At 50.6% G+C, this 22,356-nt stretch carries 24 protein-coding genes; 12 read left to right on the top strand and 12 right to left on the bottom strand.

Annotated features, from left to right (window positions below; translation table 11 throughout):
- Window positions 1–97: 97 nt before the first annotated feature.
- From tyrS to anmK, 4 genes are all read right to left on the bottom strand, one after another.
- On the bottom strand, window positions 98–1,372 hold the full coding sequence (tyrS, locus tag CKQ54_RS12005; RefSeq protein ID WP_120161804.1) for a tyrosine--tRNA ligase: 1,275 nt from the start codon (window positions 1,370–1,372) through the stop codon (window positions 98–100).
- Window positions 1,373–1,533: 161 nt separating this feature from the next.
- Window positions 1,534–2,199, bottom strand: coding sequence for a pyridoxamine 5'-phosphate oxidase (gene pdxH, locus CKQ54_RS12000; protein ID WP_112288004.1), 666 nt, complete (start codon window positions 2,197–2,199; stop codon window positions 1,534–1,536).
- Window positions 2,200–2,433: 234 nt separating this feature from the next.
- On the bottom strand, window positions 2,434–2,745 hold the full coding sequence (locus CKQ54_RS11995; RefSeq protein ID WP_112287925.1) for an MliC family protein: 312 nt from the start codon (window positions 2,743–2,745) through the stop codon (window positions 2,434–2,436).
- 83 nt (window positions 2,746–2,828) lie between these two features.
- Window positions 2,829–3,947: an anhydro-N-acetylmuramic acid kinase gene (anmK, locus tag CKQ54_RS11990; protein WP_120161803.1), complete on the bottom strand. Its 1,119-nt coding sequence runs from the start codon at window positions 3,945–3,947 to the stop codon at window positions 2,829–2,831.
- 395 nt (window positions 3,948–4,342) lie between these two features.
- Here anmK and CKQ54_RS11985 point away from each other — a divergent pair, with 395 nt between their 5' ends.
- On the top strand, window positions 4,343–4,813 hold the full coding sequence (locus CKQ54_RS11985; RefSeq protein ID WP_112287927.1) for an outer membrane lipoprotein: 471 nt from the start codon (window positions 4,343–4,345) through the stop codon (window positions 4,811–4,813).
- Window positions 4,814–4,929: 116 nt separating this feature from the next.
- Here the strand turns inward: CKQ54_RS11985 and slyA are convergent, their stop codons facing one another.
- Complete coding sequence (gene slyA, locus CKQ54_RS11980; protein ID WP_112287928.1) at window positions 4,930–5,364, bottom strand: transcriptional regulator SlyA; 435 nt, start codon at window positions 5,362–5,364, stop codon at window positions 4,930–4,932.
- Between the two features lie 194 nt (window positions 5,365–5,558).
- Here slyA and CKQ54_RS11975 point away from each other — a divergent pair, with 194 nt between their 5' ends.
- Genes CKQ54_RS11975 through CKQ54_RS11965 form a run of 3 tightly spaced genes read left to right on the top strand, consistent with a single transcriptional unit; the run spans window position 5,559 to window position 8,703 of the window.
- Window positions 5,559–5,783: a DUF1656 domain-containing protein gene (locus CKQ54_RS11975; protein ID WP_112288005.1), complete on the top strand. Its 225-nt coding sequence runs from the start codon at window positions 5,559–5,561 to the stop codon at window positions 5,781–5,783.
- Window position 5,784: 1 nt separating this feature from the next.
- The gene (locus tag CKQ54_RS11970) at window positions 5,785–6,642 is read left to right on the top strand and encodes an efflux RND transporter periplasmic adaptor subunit (RefSeq protein ID WP_120161802.1); all 858 of its coding nucleotides are present in this window, start codon (window positions 5,785–5,787) and stop codon (window positions 6,640–6,642) included.
- Between the two features lie 9 nt (window positions 6,643–6,651).
- Window positions 6,652–8,703 (top strand): FUSC family protein, encoded by a 2,052-nt coding sequence (locus tag CKQ54_RS11965; protein WP_120161801.1) that lies wholly within the window; start codon window positions 6,652–6,654, stop codon window positions 8,701–8,703.
- A gap of 54 nt (window positions 8,704–8,757) precedes the next feature.
- On the opposite strand, the gene CKQ54_RS11960 is transcribed toward CKQ54_RS11965, so the two are convergent.
- Both CKQ54_RS11960 and CKQ54_RS11955 read right to left on the bottom strand, forming a co-directional pair.
- A complete protein-coding gene (locus CKQ54_RS11960; RefSeq protein WP_120161800.1) occupies window positions 8,758–9,654 on the bottom strand; it encodes an aldo/keto reductase in 897 nt (298 codons plus the stop codon).
- A 129-nt stretch (window positions 9,655–9,783) separates the two neighbouring features.
- Complete coding sequence (locus tag CKQ54_RS11955) at window positions 9,784–10,023, bottom strand: DUF1289 domain-containing protein (RefSeq protein WP_112287932.1); 240 nt, start codon at window positions 10,021–10,023, stop codon at window positions 9,784–9,786.
- A 193-nt stretch (window positions 10,024–10,216) separates the two neighbouring features.
- On the opposite strand from CKQ54_RS11955, the gene nemA reads away from it, so the two are divergent.
- From nemA to rnt, 3 genes are all read left to right on the top strand, one after another.
- Window positions 10,217–11,314 carry an alkene reductase gene (gene nemA, locus CKQ54_RS11950; RefSeq protein ID WP_112288006.1) on the top strand — a complete coding sequence of 366 codons (1,098 nt, stop codon included), beginning with the start codon at window positions 10,217–10,219 and terminating at the stop codon, window positions 11,312–11,314.
- A 162-nt stretch (window positions 11,315–11,476) separates the two neighbouring features.
- Window positions 11,477–11,884 carry a lactoylglutathione lyase gene (gene gloA, locus CKQ54_RS11945; RefSeq protein ID WP_112287933.1) on the top strand — a complete coding sequence of 136 codons (408 nt, stop codon included), beginning with the start codon at window positions 11,477–11,479 and terminating at the stop codon, window positions 11,882–11,884.
- A 91-nt stretch (window positions 11,885–11,975) separates the two neighbouring features.
- Window positions 11,976–12,692 (top strand): ribonuclease T, encoded by a 717-nt coding sequence (rnt, locus tag CKQ54_RS11940; RefSeq protein ID WP_120161799.1) that lies wholly within the window; start codon window positions 11,976–11,978, stop codon window positions 12,690–12,692.
- A gap of 95 nt (window positions 12,693–12,787) precedes the next feature.
- Here the strand turns inward: rnt and CKQ54_RS11935 are convergent, their stop codons facing one another.
- Together CKQ54_RS11935 and CKQ54_RS25990 are read right to left on the bottom strand one after the other, a co-directional pair.
- Window positions 12,788–13,129: a Grx4 family monothiol glutaredoxin gene (locus CKQ54_RS11935; RefSeq protein ID WP_015697793.1), complete on the bottom strand. Its 342-nt coding sequence runs from the start codon at window positions 13,127–13,129 to the stop codon at window positions 12,788–12,790.
- Window positions 13,110–13,238 carry a hypothetical protein gene (locus tag CKQ54_RS25990; RefSeq protein WP_279630510.1) on the bottom strand — a complete coding sequence of 43 codons (129 nt, stop codon included), beginning with the start codon at window positions 13,236–13,238 and terminating at the stop codon, window positions 13,110–13,112. Before CKQ54_RS25990 ends, CKQ54_RS11935 begins: the two co-directional genes overlap by 20 nt.
- A gap of 354 nt (window positions 13,239–13,592) precedes the next feature.
- On the opposite strand from CKQ54_RS25990, the gene CKQ54_RS11930 reads away from it, so the two are divergent.
- Window positions 13,593–14,498, top strand: a complete 906-nt coding sequence (locus CKQ54_RS11930; RefSeq protein WP_120161798.1) for a C40 family peptidase — start codon at window positions 13,593–13,595, stop codon at window positions 14,496–14,498.
- Between the two features lie 175 nt (window positions 14,499–14,673).
- On the opposite strand, the gene cydH is transcribed toward CKQ54_RS11930, so the two are convergent.
- Window positions 14,674–14,763 carry a cytochrome bd-I oxidase subunit CydH gene (gene cydH, locus CKQ54_RS26095; protein ID WP_122095584.1) on the bottom strand — a complete coding sequence of 30 codons (90 nt, stop codon included), beginning with the start codon at window positions 14,761–14,763 and terminating at the stop codon, window positions 14,674–14,676.
- 334 nt (window positions 14,764–15,097) lie between these two features.
- Here cydH and purR point away from each other — a divergent pair, with 334 nt between their 5' ends.
- The gene (gene purR / locus CKQ54_RS11920; protein ID WP_112287937.1) at window positions 15,098–16,123 is read left to right on the top strand and encodes an HTH-type transcriptional repressor PurR; all 1,026 of its coding nucleotides are present in this window, start codon (window positions 15,098–15,100) and stop codon (window positions 16,121–16,123) included.
- Between the two features lie 50 nt (window positions 16,124–16,173).
- Here purR and punR read toward each other — a convergent pair whose 3' ends face one another.
- Window positions 16,174–17,079, bottom strand: coding sequence for a DNA-binding transcriptional activator PunR (gene punR / locus CKQ54_RS11915; RefSeq protein WP_120161797.1), 906 nt, complete (start codon window positions 17,077–17,079; stop codon window positions 16,174–16,176).
- Window positions 17,080–17,215: 136 nt separating this feature from the next.
- Between punR and punC the strand changes: the two genes are divergently transcribed.
- Window positions 17,216–18,409, top strand: a complete 1,194-nt coding sequence (punC, locus tag CKQ54_RS11910; protein WP_120161796.1) for a purine nucleoside transporter PunC — start codon at window positions 17,216–17,218, stop codon at window positions 18,407–18,409.
- Between the two features lie 380 nt (window positions 18,410–18,789).
- Window positions 18,790–19,941, top strand: a complete 1,152-nt coding sequence (gene cfa, locus CKQ54_RS11905) for a cyclopropane fatty acyl phospholipid synthase (protein ID WP_120161795.1) — start codon at window positions 18,790–18,792, stop codon at window positions 19,939–19,941.
- A gap of 97 nt (window positions 19,942–20,038) precedes the next feature.
- Here cfa and CKQ54_RS11900 read toward each other — a convergent pair whose 3' ends face one another.
- Window positions 20,039–20,692: a riboflavin synthase subunit alpha gene (locus CKQ54_RS11900; protein ID WP_120161794.1), complete on the bottom strand. Its 654-nt coding sequence runs from the start codon at window positions 20,690–20,692 to the stop codon at window positions 20,039–20,041.
- 255 nt (window positions 20,693–20,947) lie between these two features.
- On the opposite strand from CKQ54_RS11900, the gene CKQ54_RS11895 reads away from it, so the two are divergent.
- Window positions 20,948–22,321, top strand: coding sequence for an MATE family efflux transporter (locus tag CKQ54_RS11895; protein WP_120161793.1), 1,374 nt, complete (start codon window positions 20,948–20,950; stop codon window positions 22,319–22,321).
- Window positions 22,322–22,356 lie beyond the last annotated feature (35 nt).

Below are 22,356 nucleotides of genomic sequence, written 5' to 3'. Positions count from 1 at the left end.
ATTTCCGATTGCAACGTCATCGGGAGATGGCGGAATAACTGATATCAGTGAACAAAAACGGGAGGCCATTCGGCCCCCCGTTATGCTTGCCTAAAACTTATGCCCAGAGCAACAGGGTGTAGTTCTTTTTACCGCGACGCAGCAAGGTATAACGACCAAACAGACGATCGCTGTCAGTGAAGTTGTATTCAGTGTCAGTCTGTTTTTCGCCGTTTACGGAAACCGCGTTGGAAGAAATCATGGTACGCGCCTGACCTTTCGACGGCGCCATACCTGCAATCACCAGAGCCTGTTGCAGGTCTGTATCGCGTGGTACTTCAAACAGTTCCAGGCCGTCCTGCGCCAGCTGACCGAAATCGACTTCTGTCATTTCACTCAGGGAACCGGAGAACAGGCTCTGCGTGATACGTTTCGCTGCCGCCAGACCTTCTGCGCCGTGAACCATACCGGTTACTTCTTCCGCCAGAACGTACTGCGCGCGAGGCGCTTTGCCGCTGGTTTTGTCTTCTTCTTCCAGCGCATTGATGTCTTCAATGCTCATGAAAGTGAAGAACTTCAGGAAGCGGTAAACGTCGGCATCCGCTGTGTTGATCCAGAACTGGTAGAATTTGTACGGGCTGGTTTTCTTAGGATCCAGCCAGACTGCGCCGCCTTCGGTCTTACCGAATTTGGTGCCATCAGATTTGGTGATCAGCGGAACGGTCAGGCCGAACACTTGTTTCTGGTGCAGACGACGGGTCAGGTCGATACCTGAGGTGATGTTGCCCCACTGGTCGGAACCACCGATTTGCAGCTCAACTTTGTGCAGATCGTAAAGGGACGCAAAATCATAACCCTGCAGCAGGTTGTAAGAGAATTCGGTAAAGGAGATGCCGCTGTCATCGCGGTTCAGACGCTGTTTCACCGCTTCTTTGTTGATCATCTGGTTAACAGAGAAGTGTTTACCGATATCACGCAGGAAGGTCAGCACGTTCATGCCGCCGAACCAGTCGTAGTTGTTCGCGGTGATTGCGCTGTTATCGCCACAGCTGAAATCCAGGAACGGAGAAACCTGCTGACGGATTTTTTCCACCCACTCATTCACGGTTTCATTGGTGTTCAGCTTACGCTCGGTCGCTTTAAAGCTCGGATCACCAATAAGACCGGTTGCGCCACCCACCAGCGCCACAGGCTTGTGGCCGTTCAGCTGGAAGCGTTTCAGGCAAAGCAAAGGCACCAGATGTCCCAAATGCAAGCTGTCTGCGGTAGGATCGAAACCGCAATAGAGTGCAATTGGCCCTTGCGCCAGTCGCTCTGCTAACGCTTCTTCATCCGTTACCTGGGCAATGAGGCCCCGCTCTTGCAGTTGTTTAATCAGGTTGCTGCTCGCCATCAAAGACTCCGTTTGTTTGTACTTAGAAATATGTACTGAATGTGTGCAGATTCATGTCTGACATCATGCCGCGCATGTGCCCTTTCTCTCACCTTTCGGGGAACGACATAGAATAAAGCGCTCGTCGCCCGAGCGCTAGGGAATCGCGTGTTTTTTCGTGGTTAAGGTGCGAGGCGGTCTATTTTCCAGCCAGTTTCTGTCTCAGCTTCATCACGCTGATAAATGAACCGGTCGTGCAGACGATGTTCACCGCCCTGCCAGAATTCCATTGAATCCACTTTGACGCGAAAACCACCCCAGAAACTTGGCAACGGCACTTCACCATTACTGAATTTCTGTTTCAGTTCGAGGAATTTACTTTCCAGCACGCCACGCGCCGAAATGCGGGTGGATTGCTGAGAAACCCATGCGCCAATCTGGCTGTCTTTCGGACGACTGGTGAAGTATTTCATGACTTCCAGCGTGGATAAACGCTCTGCCTGACCGAGAACGTTGACTTGTCTGTCGAGCATATGCCAGGGGAATAACAGGCTGATACGGGAATTGCCCGCCAGCTGCTGCGCCTTACGGCTGCCGAGGTTGGTGTAAAACACCAGCCCTTTTTCATCATAATGTTTGAGCAGCACTATGCGCTGGAAAGGCTGTCCGTTTTCATCCACCGTCGCGACAACCATCGCCGTCGGATCGGCCAGACGGGCATCACACGCCTGTTTCAGCCAGCGCTCAAACAGCGGCAGCGGTTCCGGCGTTAAATCAGCGCGACGTAATCCGCCCCGGGTGTATTCACGGCGCGAGTCCGCAATATCAAATTCTTTATTATCAGCCATATGGATCAATTGCGTATCAAAGGAAGGTAGACGCATTGTGCACCCGCCGCGTCAGGATCTCAACGTTCCTGACGCGGGGTTTGAAAAGAGAAATTATGAAAAAAGAAGCTACCCAAAGTAATTCGAGATGCAAAAAGGCGGCAAGTGAGGGGATCCCCGGAGCATAGATAACTCTGTGACCGGGGTGAGCAAACGCAGCCAACGCATTTGCAGTTCAAAGTATGACGGGTAGGTTTATTTTTGAATGCAATCGTCGATGATGACGTTTTCACCACGCTGGACGAAAGCCTGATTACCTTTCGACCAGAACGTGTAACGGCCATCGCTGTATTTGGTGCCGGAAGCTGCCTCAACTTGTTTCAGTTTCAACTGCTCGCCGTCCATCACCATATTGACCTGCTGTGCCGGTTTATCCAGCGTGACGGTCAGCGGCAATGTCCCGCACTGATAGTGCAGTTCCTGCGTCGGGCTTTCGGTCTGGTGACTGAACTGGCTACATCCGGCCAGCGTTAATCCTGCAAGAGAAGCGATGATCGCCTTTTTCATTCTGAACTCCCTGAGTGTTCTCGGTTTATCTGTTATGTACCATGACAGGTTGCACAACACATTGAGATAAAACCGAGAACGCGTCAGGCGCGGGTTGAAACCACCGGATAAATCGCCCCGAGCAAAGTTTCGCGGCTGGCACCTGTGACGGAAGGCAGATTACCCGACTGACCCGATAAGGTTCTGAACGCCAGCCAGGCAAACGCCAGTGCTTCCATATCATCACCGCTGATCCCGCAGGAATCCGTGGTACACACTTCCGTGCCCGGCAGCATGGCTGACATGCGCGTCATTAGCAGGGGATTACGCGCACCACCGCCACAGACCATCAGACGGTCGCATCCGCCAGCTAATTGAACCTGCTCGGCGATACTGACTGCCGTGAGTTCAGCCAGCGTGGCCTGCACATCGGCCGGAGAAGTTTCGGCTGAACGCGCCAGCTGCTTTTCCAGCCACGCCATATTGAAGTATTCACGACCGGTGCTTTTTGGTGCCGGTTCAGCAAAGTACGGGTCGGACAACATTTGCTGCAACAGACGTAAATTCACCCGTCCCTCATTCGCCCACTCCGCGCCTTTATCATAAGGCTGCGCTTTATGACGCCAGATCCACGCATCCATCAGCATATTGCCCGGCCCGGTGTCGTAGCCGCGCACCGGCTGTCCCGGCAGTAGCATTGAAAGATTCGCAATGCCGCCGATATTAAGGATCATTCTGCGCTCAGCCGGATCAGACAGCAGGGCCTGATGGAAGGCCGGAACCAGCGGCGCACCCTGCCCGCCCCACGCCATATCGCGACGGCGGAAATCTCCGACAGTAGTAATGCCGGTCATGGCAGCAATGCGGTTGTTATCGCCCAGTTGCATAGAAAACGTGGTATCGCCTTTAGGCTGATGCCAGACCGTTTGCCCGTGGCAGCCAATCGCGGTGACTTCTTCCGGTGAAATATCGGCACTTTTCAGCAGCCCTAAAATGGCCTCACCAAATAATATCCCCAGCTGAGTATCGAGCTTGCCGACCTCTTCCAGCGTCACCTGCTGTCCCTGACACATGCCAAGAATGGCGTTTTTCAATGCAATGGGAATGGGATGCGAGTAGCTGGCCTGTTGCGCGACCAGACGCTCGTCGATAGCAGCCAGCACAACATCCACGCCATCAAGACTGGTGCCGGACATCACGCCGATATAACGACCTGACTTCATAGATAACATCCTCAACTCCCGGAAAACATCCGACAAAAAGTAATAGTGACAGAGTAATCGGTATAGGAAGCATTGCGCCATGAGTTACTCAGTTTTATTACACCCTGTGATGGCTTCGTGTTTTTCTTGTTAAGAATTTTATTTTTTAAAAACAGACTGGCGATAAATCGGCCAATAACAACATTCAGGGTGAAGATATTTGATCGCACTCACTGCTGTCTAAAACTTAAACCTGCGTTTATTATTAGTTGAACACGCCTCCTGTATACTTGGAGAAAGTGAAGTAACTATGGTATACGACCACCCTCGACACTGATGTTGAACTGTGTACTGTTTTTTCTCTGTTGTTGTGGCTAGTCTGAAAGCCGTACAGCAGCATAAAAAAGGAGCTATTTATGATTAAGCGTTTACTCGTCGTCGCACTTGCTGGCATTTCTCTTACTGGCTGCGTCAGCGATAACTCACTGTCTGGCGACGTTTACTCCTCGTCTCAGGCGAAACAAATTCAACAAGTGACTTACGGGACTATCGTTTCTACACGTGCGGTACAAATCCAGGGTGGCGATGATTCAAACATCGTCGGCGCACTTGGTGGTGCAGTACTGGGTGGTTTCCTGGGTAACACGGTTGGCGGCGGTACGGGTCGTAGTCTGGCAACGGCTGCGGGCGCAGTTGCCGGTGGCGTCGCAGGTCAGGGCGTGCAGAGTTCTCTTAACCGTTCTAACGGTGTAGAACTGCAAATCCGTCGTGATGACGGCACAACCATTCAGGTTGTTCAGAAAGCTGGCGCGACCAAATTCAGCGTAGGTCAGCGTGTCAGCATGGCGAGCAGCGGCAGCACCATTACCGTTTCCCCAAGCGCCTGATGCGTTCTGCTAGCAACTAACTGAAGCGCAAACAAAAAACCGAAGCCACTGGCTTCGGTTTTTTTTGTGTAGAGCAAATATGACGCTGTGTGACAAAAATAGATAAAAACCTGTTCTTATGATTTGCTTTGCAATGCAGCAATATTTTTTTCCAGCCGGGATAACATCCCGCCCAGTTGTTCGATTTCTGAAGAAGACATGCCAGACAAAATTTCTTTGCGCGTGGAATCAATAACCGACTCCATTTCATTGATGATTGGCGCGGCTTCTTCAGTCAGCTTGATGCGCTTAGCACGGCGATCGCTCGCACAAGTCTGACGGGTAATCAGTTTCTTTTCTTCCAGTTGATCCAGTGTACGCACCAGAGACGGCTGCTCAATTCCGATGGCTTTTGCCAGCTGAATTTGAGACTGCTCCGGAGGCAACATGTTGATATTGTGCAGTGTTACCCAGTGTGTTTGCGTGAGTTCCAACGGCTTTAACCGATCGTCAATCAACGCACGCCAGGCACGAACTAATCGTGCTAGATCTGACCCCAGATTCGATTCCAATTATCCCCTCCTTATAATTAGCATGCTAAGATAACTCCCCAGAGTTTAGCTTAGTTTTAGGAACTTTAATCGAGAAATTACAATTCTATATATAATGGTAGGTACTATTGCATCCGGGAGCGGAATCCCCGCTTTCAGATTTAATCTTGTTTATAACACAATCACCGGCAGAGATTAATATTGTGAATGCGCAAATGTTTCACTCAGGCTTCCCGCTACCGGATCTGGTCCTGGGTGCCTCACTTTATTTCCCCCCGATGTTCAAAGCGCTTTTACTGGGGCTGGTATTCTGGCTTCTGATACACCGACTGCTGCGCGACTGGATTTATTCTGGTGAAGTCTGGCATCCCACCCTGATGGATTTATCTCTTTTCGTTATCTCTATTTGTGCCGCACTGATACTTATGGTGAACCTCTGAAATGAAATTCAAGACCCTCAAATATTTCTCGACAGTGCTGGTTTTCGCCGTCGCAATTTGCGCCGGTTGGTGGATGTGGAATTATTATATGCAGTCGCCGTGGACGCGGGATGGCAAAGTACGCGCCGAAATTGTGGATATCACACCGGAAGTCTCCGGGCGGATCACAGCAATAAATATCCACGACAATCAGTTTGTTAAAAGTGGCGATCCCCTGTTCAGTCTCGATCCTGTGCCGTTTAAAATCGCCGTCGCTAATGCCGAAGCTGAAGTGGCGAAAGCGGCAGCTGATTTAGCCAAAGCCAATCATGAAGCCCAACGACGTCGCGGCCTCGGCACCAACGTTATTTCCGCTGAATCCTTAGATGAATCAAATATCAGCGCCAAAGCGATGCAGGCACAATATCAGGCTGCGCAGGCGTCATTAGAACAGGCGAAGTGGAATCTGAGCAAAACCACTATTGTCGCGCCGACTGACGGTTATATCACCAATCTGCAAACCCGCAGAGGTAACTATGCTACCACCGGTACGCCGCTGGTCGGGCTGGTGGATATCCATTCGTTTTATGTTCTCGGATATTTCGAAGAAACCAAACTCAAAAATATTCGCGAAGGAAATATGGCGGATATTACCCTCTTTAACGGCAATATTCCGTTGCAGGGTCGCGTCGAAAGTATTGGCCGTGCGATTTATGACCAGAGCCTGGATACCCAGGAAGATTTACTGATGAACGTAAAACCGAATGTACCCTGGGTTCGTCTTGCGCAGAGAATACCGGTGAGAATTAAGCTTGAAAATGTACCAGAGCATGTTGTTCTGGTGGCCGGAACGACCTGTACGATTTCCGTGCGTAATTAAGGTTTCGTCGTGAATCTTTCCTGGCTCGAATGGAAAAACACCCCGTGGGGAAAAGCCACCGGCGGCCAATGGCGGTATGCCTTGCGCAACTCCATTGCGATGATACTCGCGCTGTATATTGCGTTTGAATTCCAGATGGACGAACCTTACTGGGCGCTGACATCCGCCGCCGTGGTCAGTTTCCCGACCGTGGGCGGCGTCATCAGTAAAAGTATCGGCAGGATTATTGGCAGCTTGCTGGGTGCCATGGGCGCGGTATTTATTGCCGGACATTGTCTGAACGAGCCGTGGCTGTTCACTTTCGCCATCGCAGCCTGGCTGGGGATTTGTACTTATGTCTCCAATCATTATCAGAACAACGTTTCTTACGCGTTTGCTCTGGCGGGATATACAGCAGCCATCATTGCGTTCTCAACGGTAGACGTCAAAGATCCGACGCAGATTTTTGATATCGCTCAGGCTCGTGTGGGAGAAGTCGTCACCGGTATTTTGTGCGGTGGTTTTATGATGATGGTGCTGCCCAGCACCTCGGACGGCGACGCACTGCTCACCTCATTGCGTAAAATGCATACCCAGTTACTGGAACATGCGCAGCTGTTATGGCGCACAGAAATCTCCGACCAGATCCGCACCTCGCACGAAGGATTGATCGGGCAAATCCTGACCATGAATCTGTTACGCATTCAGGCCGTCTGGAGCCATTACCGCCTGCGTCGTCAGAATAATGTGCTCAATTATCTGCTTCATCAGCAGTTGCGCATGACCAGTTATATTTCCAGCTTGCGCCGCATGTTGCTTAACTGGCCAACTCCGCCGGAAAACCTGACTGAAGTGCTGAGCGTTTTGCTTGATGAATTGCGCAAGCCCGATACTGATAAATACAAACTGTCGAAAATTCTCCAGCATATTAAACCTCATGACACCTCGGATTTTCGTCATCAGGCATTCTGGCAGCGGTTACGTGACTTTTGCTGGCTGTATCTGCGCAGTGAACGCTGGCTGCGCCGTGTGGAAAACGCCAATGTGGCGGAAGCTGAAACACTCCAGCCGCCCAAAATCAGCCATCTGGCGCAACACACCGACACGCTGGAAGCCGCGTATAACGGACTGCGCACCTTTTTGTGTATTGTGATTGGCTGCGCTTTCTGGATGGGCACACAGTGGGATTCAGGCGCGGGTGCGGTGGCGCTGACCGCTGTCAGTTGCGTGCTTTATTCTTCGACGGCCTCCCCTATCAGCAGCGTCACTCTGTTAATTAAATCGCTGGGCTTACTGTTTGTCGGCTGTTTTCTGCTCAAGTTCGGGCTGATGGTTCAGATCGACAACTTTTGGGTATTCTGCGCTTTCTTCCTGCCGATGCTGGTCACGATGCAGATGATGAAATTGCAGTACAAACGTTACGCCGGTTTGTGGGGACAAATGATTGTCTTCATGGGATCGTTTTTAGCGGTCACTAACCCGCCGGATTTCGACTATCAGTCATTTATGAACGACGGCGTGGCCAAGATTGCCGGTGTGATGCTGGCGGGTATCGCGTTTCAGGTCCTGAGGCCAAGTTCGGATAAACGTAAAAGTCGCCGCATCATCCGCGCCCTGCGCCGTGATTTTATGGATCAGCTCAGCCGCAAACCTTCGCTAAGCCATTTCCAGTTTGAATCGCTGATTTACCACCGGATGAATCAGCTCAGTCAAAGTAAAGATCAGCTCTCCCGCACCTGGCTGCTGCGCTGGGGCGTAGTGCTGCTCAATTGCAGCCACATTGTCTGGCAGTTACGTGAATGGGAAACCCGTTCGGATCCGCTTTCCGCGGTGCGTGACGTGTGTATTCATTGCCTGAAAGGCGTCATGACAGAACGCGGGGTCAGCCACGAAAATCTGGATGCTACGCTGACGGAGCTACTGCGGATGAGCAATTCACTGGCGCATCACCCTGAACCGGCGGCGCGGGAACTTGCAGGGGTAATCTGGCGTCTCTATTGCTCGCTTTCTCAATTGCAGCAAGCCATTTCTTCGGATGAGGGTCCTGCAGCGCCGGTGGTCACTGCCACCAAACCTGCCTGACCTTTCTGTGCTTAATGCTTCAGGCTGCGGATATGCAGCCTGAAGCAGAAGCGATTAAGGAACGTCGTAGCCCAGAGCAGCTTTACGAATGCGGAACCATTGCTGACGGGTCATGTCCAGTGACAATGATTTACAGGCTGATTTCACACGTTCAATTTTACCCGAACCGATAATCGGCAGAGGCTGAGATGGCAGACGCATCACCCAGGCGTAAACCACCTGTTCGATCGTATCGGCACCGATTTCGTTTGCCACCGCCTGAAGTTCGTCGCGCAGCGGCTGGAACTCTGCGTCGCTGAACAAACGACCGCCACCCAGGCAGGACCACGCCATCGGCTTAATACGCAATTGCTGGCAGAGATCTAAGGTGCCATCGAGGATCGCCGGCTGATGGATCGGGGAAATTTCCACCTGATTCGTCGCCAGCTGGAACGGCAGGCGTGACTGCAACAGGCTGAACTGAGCCGGAGTAAAGTTAGAAACGCCGAAATGTTTTACTTTGCCGCTTTTATGCATTTGCGTGAATGCCTCAGCCACTTCATCGGCATCCATCAGCGGATCCGGGCGATGGATCAGCAGCAAATCCAGATAATCGGTATGCAGATTACTTAGCGATTTCTCGGCACGTTCCACGATGTACTTTGTATCTGTAATGTAGTGACCGATTTTGTTATCAGGATTGGCCCGTGTTGCTATGCCACATTTACTGACCAGTTGCATTTTTTCGCGAAGGGAAGGCTTGAGTCGCAGAGCCTCGCCGAACGCGGCTTCGCACTGATAATCTCCGTAAATATCCGCATGATCGGCCGTGGTGATGCCCAGCTCAATATGCTGTTCCATGAAGGCCAGAATCTGTTGCGGCGTCATGTTCCATTCCATCAGACGCCAGTAACCGCAAATCAATTTTGAGAATACCGGGCCTTGAGGAGAAATCAGGGTACGCGCTTCCATTTTGAATCCCTTAAGTTTTTGATTTTCGACCGACAGAATACACAACGCCTGCGGCGCTGTATTGATGCGGGGCGTAAGAATTACAAAGAAGCAGACAGCCGTCACGACGCTGGCGGCCGGGATGAAAAATCAGAACAATTCCGGTTGTTCCGGCAAAGGTTCGTCGGGTTGCTTTCCGGCCCGCTGCTGACGTAAAAGACGCTGCTGGCATAACCGCAGAACATGGCGCTTTTCCGTATCCGTCATTTTCATCCAGCCGAAACGTTCCTCACGGCTGCGCAGGCAACCGCGACAATAACCGCGTTCATCGGCCTGACATATGCCACGGCACGGACTGGGGATTTCGAAAAACTCAAGTTGCTGGGCCACGCGTCCTCCGTAAATAACGGTGAACTTTTATTCAAGACGTTTTCTGTTCATCCTGCAAGAGGATCTGCAAAAAGGCACAGGGCGCGTAGTCAGGCAGAGGCCAGATACGATAGAAAGAGGCATTGCGAAACGATCGTGTAGCGGGAATTATGTTCCTTAATGCCATAACGATCAGTCCATTAAATCCGGAGTTATTGAAATGACCAAGCTTTTCACCCCCATTGTTGTCGGCAAAAATACATTGCCTAACCGTGTTTTTATGGCGCCCCTTACCCGCCTGCGCAGCATCGAACCGGGTGACATCCCTACCCCGCTGATGGGCGAATATTACGCGCAGCGCCACAGTTCCGGCCTGATCATTACCGAAGCTACTCAGGTTTCCTTCCAGGCGAAAGGCTATGCCGGTGCGCCGGGTCTGCACACGCCAGAACAAGTGGCTGCGTGGAAAAAAATCGTCGCAGGTGTGCATCAGAAAAATGGCCACATTGCGGTTCAGCTTTGGCACACGGGCCGAATTTCTCATAACAGCGTTCAGCCGGATAACCAGACGCCGGTTGCGCCTTCTGCTGTGAATCCTGAAACCCGCACCAGCCTGCGCGATGAGCAAGGCCACGCCATTCGTGTCGATTGCCCGACACCGCGCGCGCTTGAACTGAGCGAAATCCCGGGGATCATCAACGATTTCCGCCACGCGGCAGAATGTTCTGCAGAGGCTGGTTTTGATTACATTGAGCTGCATGCGGCGCACGGTTACCTGTTGCACCAGTTCATGTCTCCGGCATCTAACCTGCGTGAAGACGAATACGGCGGCAGCATTGAAAACCGTACCCGCCTGACGCTGGAAGTGGTCGATGCCGCTATCGGCGCTATCGGCGCAGACCGTGTGGGTATCCGTATTTCACCAATGGGTCCGTTTAACGGGCTGGATAACGGTGAAGATCAGGAGCAGGCAGCTATCTATCTGCTGGATGAGCTGAACAAACGTAAACTCGCTTATCTGCATATTTCTGAACCTGACTGGGCAGGCGGTAAACCTTACTCGGCTGAATTCCGTGCGGTGATCCGCGCTCATTATCAGGGCGTGATTGTCGGGGCCGGCGCTTATACCGCTGAGAAAGGCGAAGAACTTATCGAAAAAGGTTACATCGACGCCGTGGCTTTCGGTCGCAGCTATATCGCTAACCCGGATCTGGTTGAACGCCTGAGATCCCACGCTCCGCTTAACGATCCACAACCAGAAACCTTTTACGGCGGCGGTGCTCAGGGTTACACCGACTACCCGACGCTGTAATGATTAAAAAAGAGTAACACCATCCTTGCAGCAGAAGAGGCCCTCCTTCTGCTGCTTTTTTTGTTCAGGCCTTCAGCAACCGAGCGTCGTTTTACAGACAAAATGGTCTCTATCAGTTAGGCTTGAACCGATAATTCTCATCCTGCAAATAAAGAGGAACCTATGCGTTTACTCCATACCATGCTTCGTGTTGGCGATCTGCAACGCGCAATCAGCTTCTATACCGATGTGTTAGGCATGCGCCTGCTGCGCACCAGCGAAAACACTGAATACAAATACTCCCTGGCATTCGTCGGTTACACCGATGAAAGCGAAGGCGCAGTCATTGAACTGACCTACAACTGGGGCGTTGACAGCTACGACATCGGCACCGCTTACGGGCACATCGCTCTGGGTGTCGATAACGTGGCACAAACCTGTGATGACATCCGTAATGCGGGTGGCAAAGTGACCCGTGAAGCCGGTCCGGTTAAAGGCGGCTCCACCATTATCGCATTCGTTGAAGATCCGGACGGTTACAAAATCGAGCTGATCGAATCCAAACATGCGGGCCAGGGTCTGGGCAACTGATCCCCCTGAATGCTGAAAGGGGCGCAAATGCGCCCTTTTTTATTGCCCAATTTTTGCCGCAGCCCTGCAACGAACGGCAAAATTTGTCATAATGCGCGCTGAATTCGATGAAGATAAGAAACTAATGGCCGAGAATAGTGACATTAACGCCCTGAGAGGCCGTTTTCGTGGTTTTTATCCGGTAGTCATTGATGTTGAAACTGCCGGATTTAATGCCCAAACCGATGCGCTGCTGGAAATTGCAGCAATCACATTGAAGATGGATGAGGACGGCTGGCTGCAAAGCGATGAGACCGTGCATTTCCACGTAGAACCTTTTGAAGGTTCGGTACTGGTGCCGGAAGCGCTGGCGTTTAACGGTATCGATCCGACCAACCCGTTGCGCGGCGCAGTCAGTGAATATGAAGCCCTGCACGAGATTTTTAAAGTCATCCGCAAAGGGATGAAAGAGCAAAACTGTAACCGCGCAATCATCGTGGCGCATAACGCGAATTTCGATCACAGTTTTCTGATGGCGGCAGCCGAGCGCGCCGGGCTGAAACGTAACCCGTTCCACCCTTTCGCCACATTTGATACTGCGGCGTTAAGCGGACTGGTGCTCGGGCAAACGGTGCTGGCAAAAGCCTGTATCAGCGCGGGAATGGTGTTTGACAGCAGTCAGGCTCACTCTGCACTGTATGACACAGAACGCACTGCTGAGCTGTTCTGTGAGCTGGTGAACCGCTGGAAGCGTCTTGGCGGCTGGCCGTTGCCCCTGACTGCAGAAGAAGCGGAAGACGAAGCCGCGCAGCAGGAAAATCAGCAGTAATCCGTACGGCTGGCTGGATCCAGACATAAAAAAGAGCGACGCAATGTCGCTCTTTTTGTTTTCACCCTCCTCAAAGGACGGCGGCCTTCTTAGAATTACTCTTCAGAAGATTTGTATTTTTCAGCAGTTTCTTTAATCAGCTGCTGCAGTTCGCCGCGCTGGAACATCTCAACCACGATGTCACAACCGCCGACCAGTTCGCCATCAACCCACAACTGCGGGAAAGTTGGCCAGTTAGCAAACTTTGGCATTTCTGCGCGGATATCCGGGTTCTGCAAAATATCAACATAAGCAAAACGTTCGCCACAGGCTGAAAGCGCCTGAACAGCCTGAGCGGAAAAACCGCAGCTTGGCAGCTTTGGAGAACCTTTCATGTAAAGCAGGATCGGGTTTTCAGAAACTTGCTTCTGAATTTTTTCAATAGTTGGAGTAGTCATTTCTTGCTTCCTCAAGCCGGTACAGGCTGTCACGGTCATTACTCATCACGCGCGGCACCCAAAAACGGTGCGCAAACACAATACTTTCTATTGTAACGACGCCAGCCATCAGATAAAAACGCCATTTTTTGTGGGGTCTTTCTCAATACTGGCATTTTATTAAACAATTTTTGGCGGCTGCGCTGAACATCACATATTTAAAGATTCATCGAGAATAACATTTTTGCCGTTCGACGATAATGTCAGATTTGCCAAATCGCATTCTTTATCTCAAATATTAACCTGATGAAAAACGGTTATTTTTTTGACTAAAAATGGCGGATATTTCGACATAAAAAAAGCTATTAACTTTTTCTCACAATATGATCTAGAATCGAGTCAATTCGTGCTTTTTTGTCGGGTTCTTTTAGGCAATACTCTGACATCCCTGATGTTTAACCCAACCACTCATGGTAACGAAGCTATGCGCTTACTGTTCACGCTTTTTGTGCTGCTCTTTACCCAGCTGTTTCTTAATATGGCTCATGCGTCGCCACAGACCCGCGTCTCTGCCGATCAGCGAAAGAGTCATGTTAATTCCCTGACGCCGGAAGAAAGGCGAAAGCGAAAAACAGTGGCTGCGAAAACCAGTAAAAAAACAAAAGTCGCACCGGTGACAGAGAAAAAGACTCAGGAAAAAACATCAAAATCGAAGAAGGTCAGCAGCACCGAACTGGTCAGGCGCAAGACAACTTCTGAGAAAAGCGTTAAAACAACCCGGGCCGAAAGCAAAAAAGAAAAAACACTCAGGACAACGCGGGCCGAGAAAAAGACAGATAAAGCCACTAAATCACGAGCGCTTGCCAAAAACAGCAGTGAAAAAGTCAGCAAGAAAGAAGCGTATGGCCGACACCGTAAAGGTAAAAAATTACGCGAAGAAGACACCAAACCTATTACGCTGAGTGCGACACATAAAAAACGCTATCAGCACGCACAACAAACGGCGATGACTAAGCTGATGCACCAGGTCGGCAAACCTTATCGCTGGGGAGGAACTTCTCCGAATACCGGTTTTGATTGCAGCGGTCTGGTCTATTACGCTTATAAAGATTTGATCCGCATTAAAATGCCGCGCACGGCAAACGAGATGTACCACCTGCGCGATGCAGCGCCGGTGAAACGCGGCGAACTTGAAAGCGGTGATCTGGTGTTCTTCAGAATCAACAACCGCGGCGCAGCGGATCATGTGGGTGTTTATGTTGGCAACGGCAAATTCATTCAGTCGCCAAGAACCGGTGAAGACATCAAAATCACCTCACTGGGCGATGATTACTGGCAAGACCACTATGTTGGCGCACGTCGGGTAATGACCCCAAAAACAATCCGATAATAAACAATTCGTTAAGTCTGAAGTTTCGCTAATCAGCCATTGAATAGCACTTAACGAAGAGTTTCTGCAGGGAAGAGTATCGGCGGTAACGGTCACTGCGTAAAATTGAAAAGGGCGATTCCTGTGAAAGGTATCGCCCTTTTTTGTTGCGTCTCACTACTGTCTTAGTGCCAGATTAGTTCATCACTGCCGTGAAGCTGAAAGCGATAATCATGAGCAAAGCGCATACCGTGGTGATCAACGATAATTTCAGGTTGCTGTCCATCAAACCCCCTTTCGGATCAAGTTGTGGCGTTTCTTTTAGCCACACTAAATGTGTGCCAACGCATTTTCGCATAATTCACTTTTAAAATCTTCTGCTGAATGAAAATGTGAACATGACAATTTTACTTCCACTTTCATGCATTATAAGAGAAAATTGTCGGTTAACACGCCTGTGTGCCGGTCGATTTCACCCGAGAGCATTTCACGCCTCATTCTGAAGAATCCACCCAATGATTACACTGCCCTTTTAGATGTCCGCAGTGTAATCAGCGCAAGCAAACGATTAACATAATGCTAACGTGCTGAAGCACGGAAGTTCAGGAGTCATTCTTTACATGGCAACGATTAAAGATGTCGCAAAGCGCGCTGGCGTTTCCACTACAACCGTGTCGCACGTCATCAATAAAACACGTTTCGTCGCCGAAGAAACCAGGGAAGCGGTGCTGCTTGCCATTAAAGAGCTACATTATTCGCCGAGTGCCGTAGCCCGTAGTCTTAAAGTGAATAACACCAAGACGATTGGTCTGCTGGCAACCTCCAGTGAAGCGCCCTATTTCGCCGAGGTGATTGAAGCCGTCGAGAACAGCTGCTTCTCCAAAGGCTATACGCTGATCTTGTGTAACTCGCACAATAATCTGGAAAAACAACAGGCCTATCTGCAAATGCTGGCGCAAAAACGCGTCGATGGTCTGCTGGTCATGTGCGCGGAATACCCTGATGAATTACTTAATATGCTTGAAGAGTATCGTTCGATTCCGATGGTGGTCATGGACTGGGGCGAAGCGCGCAAAAACTTCACCGACAGCATTATCGACAATGCTTTCGAAGGCGGATATATGGCCGGACGCTATCTGATCGAACGCGGGCATCGTGATATTGGCGTGATCCCGGGACAACTGGCGCGTAACACCGGCGGCGGTCGTTTCCAGGGTTTTGTCAAAGCGCTGACGGAAGCCAATATCCCGCTTCGCGAAGAATGGGTGGTTCAGGGCGATTTCGAGCCGGAGTCAGGTTATCAGGCGATGCATAAGATTCTGATGCAGAAACAACGCCCCACCGCCGTCTTCTGCGGGGGTGATGTCATGGCGATGGGCGCAATTTGCGCCGCTGATGAACTCGGATTGCGCGTCCCGCAAGATATTTCGGTGATTGGTTACGATAACGTGCGTAATGCGCGGTACTTCTCTCCGGCACTGACGACCGTCCATCAGCCGAAAGAACGGTTGGGTGAGATGGCCTTTACTATGTTGCTCGACCGCATCGTCAGCAAACGTGAAGAATCACAGACCATCGAGGTGCATCCGAAACTGGTTGAGCGTCGTTCGGTGGCCGATGGCCCGTACCGTGACTATCGCCGTTAATGTTTGCCTTTAATCTTTTATAACGCCTGCTTTTGCAGGCGTTTTATTTCTCAGTCCCGCAACCATTCACGGTTCATCGTTTCTGTATCACCCATATATTCCAGCAACCACGCCAGTGAAGGTGACGGATTACTCTGGTCCCACGTCAGGCAACACGGGCTGTCAGGGAAGGTATTCTCCAGCGCCAGAACCTGCAATGTCTGCTGCTCAATGCGATGGCTCACGCGATGTACCGGCATCATTCCCACACATAAACCTTCACTCAGACATTCAAGCGCGCAGGTCCAGTCCGGCACAACCAGACGCCGCTGGTTATCGAGTGTCCAGGTATCACGCTTGGGCAACGTCCGCGAGGTATCTTCAAGACACAATGCGGGATAAGGCCTGAGCTGGTCATCACTGAGCGCACCCGGTAACTGCGCCAGCGGATGCTGCGGGCTGACCACGCAGTGCCAGTCCATAAACCCCATGTCGCGAAAACTGAAACGACCACCAACCGGTATCGCCCGCGTCGCACCGATTGCCACATCAGCACGTCCGTCAACCAGTGCGTCCCACACACCATTAAACACTTCGGAATGAATAATCAGTTCCGTATCAGGAAAATGACGATAGAAATCCAGCACCAGACGCCGGGTTCTTGCCGGTTTAACAATTCTGTCGACAGCAATACGTAACTCGCCCCGCCAGCCGTTGGCAACCTGCTGACACTGGCGTCGTGTAGCTATCATTTTTTTTATCAGAACCCGCGCTTCATCAACGAAAACTTTGCCCGCTGGCGTTAAAACGACGTCGCGGTGTCGACGTTCAAACAAGGGCACCGCCAGCCATTGTTCGAGCTGACGAACGGTATAGCTGATGGCAGAAGGCACCCGATGTAGATCCTGTGCCGCCGCACTGAAGCTTCCGGTTCTTGCCACCGCATCAACGACTTCCAGAGCGTATTCTGACCACATATTTTAGCCTTCAATATTTTTGATAGCAGAGTGCAAATATTAACGTTTCACAACGCTGTTATCAAAGCGTTAAAATCTGCCTCCGAACAGATCCCTGCATCAAATCATCTGCAATAAATAAATTAACGAGATAATAATGAAACCCTCCTTTGGATTTATGCTCTATCTGGCTGGCCTGAGCATGCTCGGCTTTTTAGCCACAGATATGTACCTTCCTGCGTTCAGCGCAATGCAAACTAGCCTGATGACCAGTCCGGGAATGATCAGCGCCAGCCTGAGTATTTTTCTCGGCGGATTCGCCATCGGACAATTGCTGTGGGGACCGCTGTCAGACCGCATTGGCCGCAAACCGGTTTTACTGCTCGGTCTGACACTGTTTGCCGTCGGCTGCCTGGGCGTGATTTGGGTCGAGAACGTGCGCGCCCTTCTGGCGCTGCGTTTCTTACAGGCCATGGGCGTCTGTGCCGCCGCAGTGACCTGGCAGGCAATCGTGGTGGACCGTTTTTCAGCGGATGTCGCTAAAAAAACCTTCGCCAGCATTATGCCTTTAGTGGCACTTTCGCCGGCGCTGGCTCCTTTGCTTGGCGCCTGGGTGCTCAATCATTTTGACTGGGAAGCGATATTTGCCCTGCTGACTGCGGTCGCCGCCCTGTTGCTTATCGCCACCTTCACGCTGCGGGAAAATAAGCCGGCAGAACACAAATCTGACGAAAAAGCGGGCTTTGGCACGTTGCTGAAGTCGCGCGTTTACAGCGGTAATGTCATGATTTACGCTGCCTGTTCCGCCGGTTTCTTTGCCTGGCTGACAGGTTCACCGTTTATTCTGAGTGATATGGGTTATTCGCCGGGCGTGATTGGCCTGAGCTATGTTCCGCAGACCATCGCTTTCCTGCTCGGTGGTTTCGGCTGCCGGTTGCTTATCAGTAAGGTAGATGGGAATAAAATTTTACCCTGGCTGCTGACAGGATATGGTCTGAGTGTTACGGGTCTGTTCTGTGTCGCCATGTTCACTGATGCCGGGTTGGTGAGCTTGTTGATCCCGTTCTGTTTCATGGCTCTGGTGAATGGCGCAATCTATCCAATTGTTGTGGCAAATGCATTAATGCCATTTCCTGCTAATACAGGGAAAGCGGCTGCGTTGCAAAATACCCTGCAATTGGGATTGTGTTTCCTCGCCAGTTTGCTGGTTTCCGCATTTATTGCGCAACCATTAATAGCGACAGTCACCACCATGCTGTCTACACTATTGTTGGTAGTTTTGGGCCGGTGGATGTCTGTGCGGCACAAAAATCCGCAATATACAGAGCAAAAGTCGGAGCAGGAAGCCTGAGTAAGCCTTGAAAGTTAATCGTTATAATGACCATAAGTTACAATCACTTACTGGTCATTTTCATTCGTGACGATTAACTATTGAGAATGCCTGCCGGCGAGCCTATACTCAACAAAACCCAATAAAATAGCATTTTTACAAAACTTTTATTACATACTTAAACCGGACGCGCGGAATGCGTCACACTATTTTTTCTAGTACGTTTTTCAAGGATGATTTTCCTGCGTGACTTGTGCCCGCAGGCGTTCTTCTAAATTTCCTCTGTTGGTGTCGGATATCGGACGAGGCGCTAGTCGTCTGTTCTCATAAAGACCTGCAAAAAATAGCCTTTGCTTTTCCCGGCAGGTTAATAAGTCAGAAGAGAAAGTGATGGAGAAGCTATGAGTTCATCGTGTATAGAAGACCTAAGCATTCAGGATAATCAGTGGTATCGGATAGCCAGTGAAATGCTGGCGATGGCAGACATCCAGGTAAATGGTAATCGCCCTTTCGACCTTAAAGTAAAAAACACTGACTTTTTTAAGCGTGTTTTACAGGAAGGTTCTCTGGGTCTGGGTGAAAGCTATATGGATGGTTGGTGGGAATGTGACCGCCTTGATATTTTTTTCCAGCGTGTTCTCCGTGCAGGTTTGGAAAATAAACTCCCCCACCATTTTAAAGACACTCTGCGGGTAGCCGCGGCACGCCTTACCAATTTGCAATCGCGTAAACGTGCATGGATTGTCGGCAAAGAGCATTATGATTTGGGCAACGATTTATTCACGCTGATGCTCGACCCGTATATGCAATATTCCTGTGGCTACTGGAAAGAAGCAACAACGCTGGAAGAAGCGCAGGAAGCAAAACTCAAAATGATCTGCGATAAACTGCAATTAAAACCGGGGCAGCGTTTGCTCGATATTGGTTGCGGCTGGGGTGGATTGTCAGAGTTTGCGGCACGCAATTATGGTGTCAGTGTCGTTGGTGTCACTATTTCCGCAGAACAACAAAAGCTCGCGCAAAAAAGATGTGAAGGACTGGATGTCACGATCCTCCTACAGGATTACCGTGACCTCAACGATCAGTTTGACCGGATTGTCTCGGTCGGGATGTTCGAGCATGTCGGTCCGAAGAATTACCAGACATACTTTAATGTCGCCAAACGTAATATCAAACCTGACGGCATTTTCCTGCTGCACACTATTGGTTCTAACAAAACAGATCTTAACGTCGACCCGTGGATTGATAAATATATCTTCCCGAACGGCTGCCTGCCTTCTGTTCAGCAAATTGCGCAAACCAGCGAATCTTTGTTTGTCATGGAAGACTGGCACAATATCGGCGCGGATTATGACCGTACACTGATGGCGTGGCATGAACGTTTCCAGAAACACTGGCCTGAACTGGCAGAAAAATATGGCGATCGTTTCCACCGCATGTTCACGTATTATCTCAATGCCTGCGCAGGGGCATTCAGGGCTCGTGATATTCAGCTCTGGCAAGTGGTATTCAGTCCTGAAGGCGTTGACGGCGGAATGCGCGTTCCACGTTAACCCTCATTAACAGCAACTAAACGACATAAAAAACCGGACCTGAAAGTCCGGTTTTTCTTTTTTGCAGTCTCTGGAAAATATTTGGCTGAAAATGATGTTATTCAGACTTCTCGATCATGGCTTGCGCGGTAGCAATTGCAGCTTCACGGCTGGCCAGAACGCGTTCGACCGTATCGACAATTGCCTGAGTCTGCGGGTCGATTTCGATATTGATTTTATCCCCCAAACGTTTAGTCCCCAGCGTGGTACGTTGCAACGTTTCCGGAATTAGATGTACGCAGAAACGAGTACGGGTAACTTCGCCGACGGTCAGACTAATACCATCAATGCCGATATAACCTTTATGTAATACATACTTCATCAGATCTTCATGTGGCATACGGAACCAGATCTGCCGGTTATTTTCAGATGTCAAAATCTTCGCCACTTCCGCGGTACAAATAATATGTCCCGACATCAGATGGCCGCCGATTTCATCATTGAAACGCGCAGCACGTTCCAGATTCACAGAGTCGCCGACGTTGAGATCATCCAAATTGGTCAGACGAAGCGTTTCTTTGATCAGGTCGAAGCTGACCAGGTCACCATTGACCTCTGTCACCGTCAGGCAGCAGCCATTATGAGAAACAGAAGCACCCAGTTGCAGATTGTCGAGCATATCTTCCGGCATGCGAACAACGTGGGTTCTGAAATTAGGTTTTTCGTCGATCGATACGACGGTTCCGGTTCCTTGAACAATTCCGGTAAACATAGCCTTTCCTCAATTCATAAGTCTGTTGTATTAAAAACGACACTGTTGTCAGTTTGCCGCAGATTTAATGGAAAGCCAAATCCTCACGGGCAGAAATAGCACGGTCTGCTTTCATTTCATTATTTAACCGCTCGTTAACAGCTTTGTTTGCTTAAAAATACCGACAATGTACAATCTTCGGACTATTTCCCACTCTTTATGGCCACCCTTCGTGGCGTTTTTTATTCAATATAATCAACAAAAAAAGGTGTATCTGTGCAGAAGTACCTTGCAGAGGCGCGGATTTTATTAGCGCTTGCCATTCCGGTCATCCTTGCGCAAATCGCTCAGACTTCCATGGGCGTTGTCGACACCATAATGGCCGGTTCGGTCAGTGCCACGGACATGGCCGCCGTCGCCGTCGGGACCTCCATCTGGTTGCCCGCGATCTTATTCGGACATGGTTTGTTACTGTCCCTGACGCCCACCATCGCGCATTTAAACGGTGCCGGTCGTCGCGACAAAATTGGTCATCAGGTTCAGCAGGGATTCTGGCTGGCCTCCGGCGTGTCCGTGCTGGTCATCGCCGTACTCTATCACTGCGACCATATCCTCGGCCTGATGCACAATATTGATCCGGAGCTGAAAGAAAAGGCTGTCGGTTATTTGCATGCCATCATGTGGGGCGCACCTGGTTACTTGTTCTTCCAGGTGCTGCGCGACCAGTGCGAAGGCTTGTCCAAAACCAAGCCGGGGATGGTATTTGGCTTTATCGGTTTACTGGTGAATATTCCCGTTAACTATATTTTCATCTACGGTAAATTCGGCGCGCCTGCCCTTGGCGGTGTCGGCTGCGGCGTCGCCACGGGAACCGTCTACTGGGTAATGTTCTTTATGATGCGATTTTATGTCCGTCATAACCGTGCCCTGCGTGACACTCAGCCTGTTTCGCGTTTTGCCAAACCCGACTGGGCGACACTACGCCGTCTTTCACAACTGGGCCTGCCGATTGCGCTTGCATTGTTCTTCGAAGTCACGCTGTTCGCTATCGTGGCCCTGCTGGTTTCTCCGCTGGGGATCGTGGCCGTGGCCAGCCATCAGATAGCCCTTAACGTCGGCTCACTAATGTTTGTCGTACCGCTTTCACTCGGTGTGGCAGCGACGATTCGGGTGGGTTCAAAGCTTGGGGAATCTTCCGTTGAAGGTGCGAAAGTCGCCGCTTATACCAGTATCGTGACCGGTATTCTCATGGCCTGTTGTACCGCGACGACGGCAATTTTGTTCCGTGAACACATTGCCGCGCTGTATAACGACAGTCCCGAAGTGGTGATGCTGGCCTCGCACCTGTTGATTTTTGCGGCGTTGTTCCAGATTTCAGACGCCATCCAGGTGATTGGCAGCGGTATTTTGCGTGGCTATAAAGATACACGCTCTATCTTCTATATCACGTTCATCGCCTATTGGGTGCTGGGACTGCCGGTCGGATACATGCTGGGCCTTACCGATTTGCTGGTGCCGAGAATGGGACCAAGTGGTTTCTGGTGCGGATTTATTCTGGGACTGACCTTTGCGGCGCTAATGATGACCCTGCGCATGCGCTGGTTGCAGAAGCAACCGTCCTACACTATTTTGCAAAAAGCCGGTCGCTGATCCTCTGCTCTCACCCACGCGATGAAATTTTCACC

It is taken from the genome of Rahnella variigena (assembly GCF_003610915.1).
GTDB classification, from domain to species: Bacteria; Pseudomonadota; Gammaproteobacteria; order Enterobacterales; family Enterobacteriaceae; genus Rahnella; species Rahnella variigena.
This window is presented reverse-complemented; position numbering and strand designations above follow the sequence as displayed.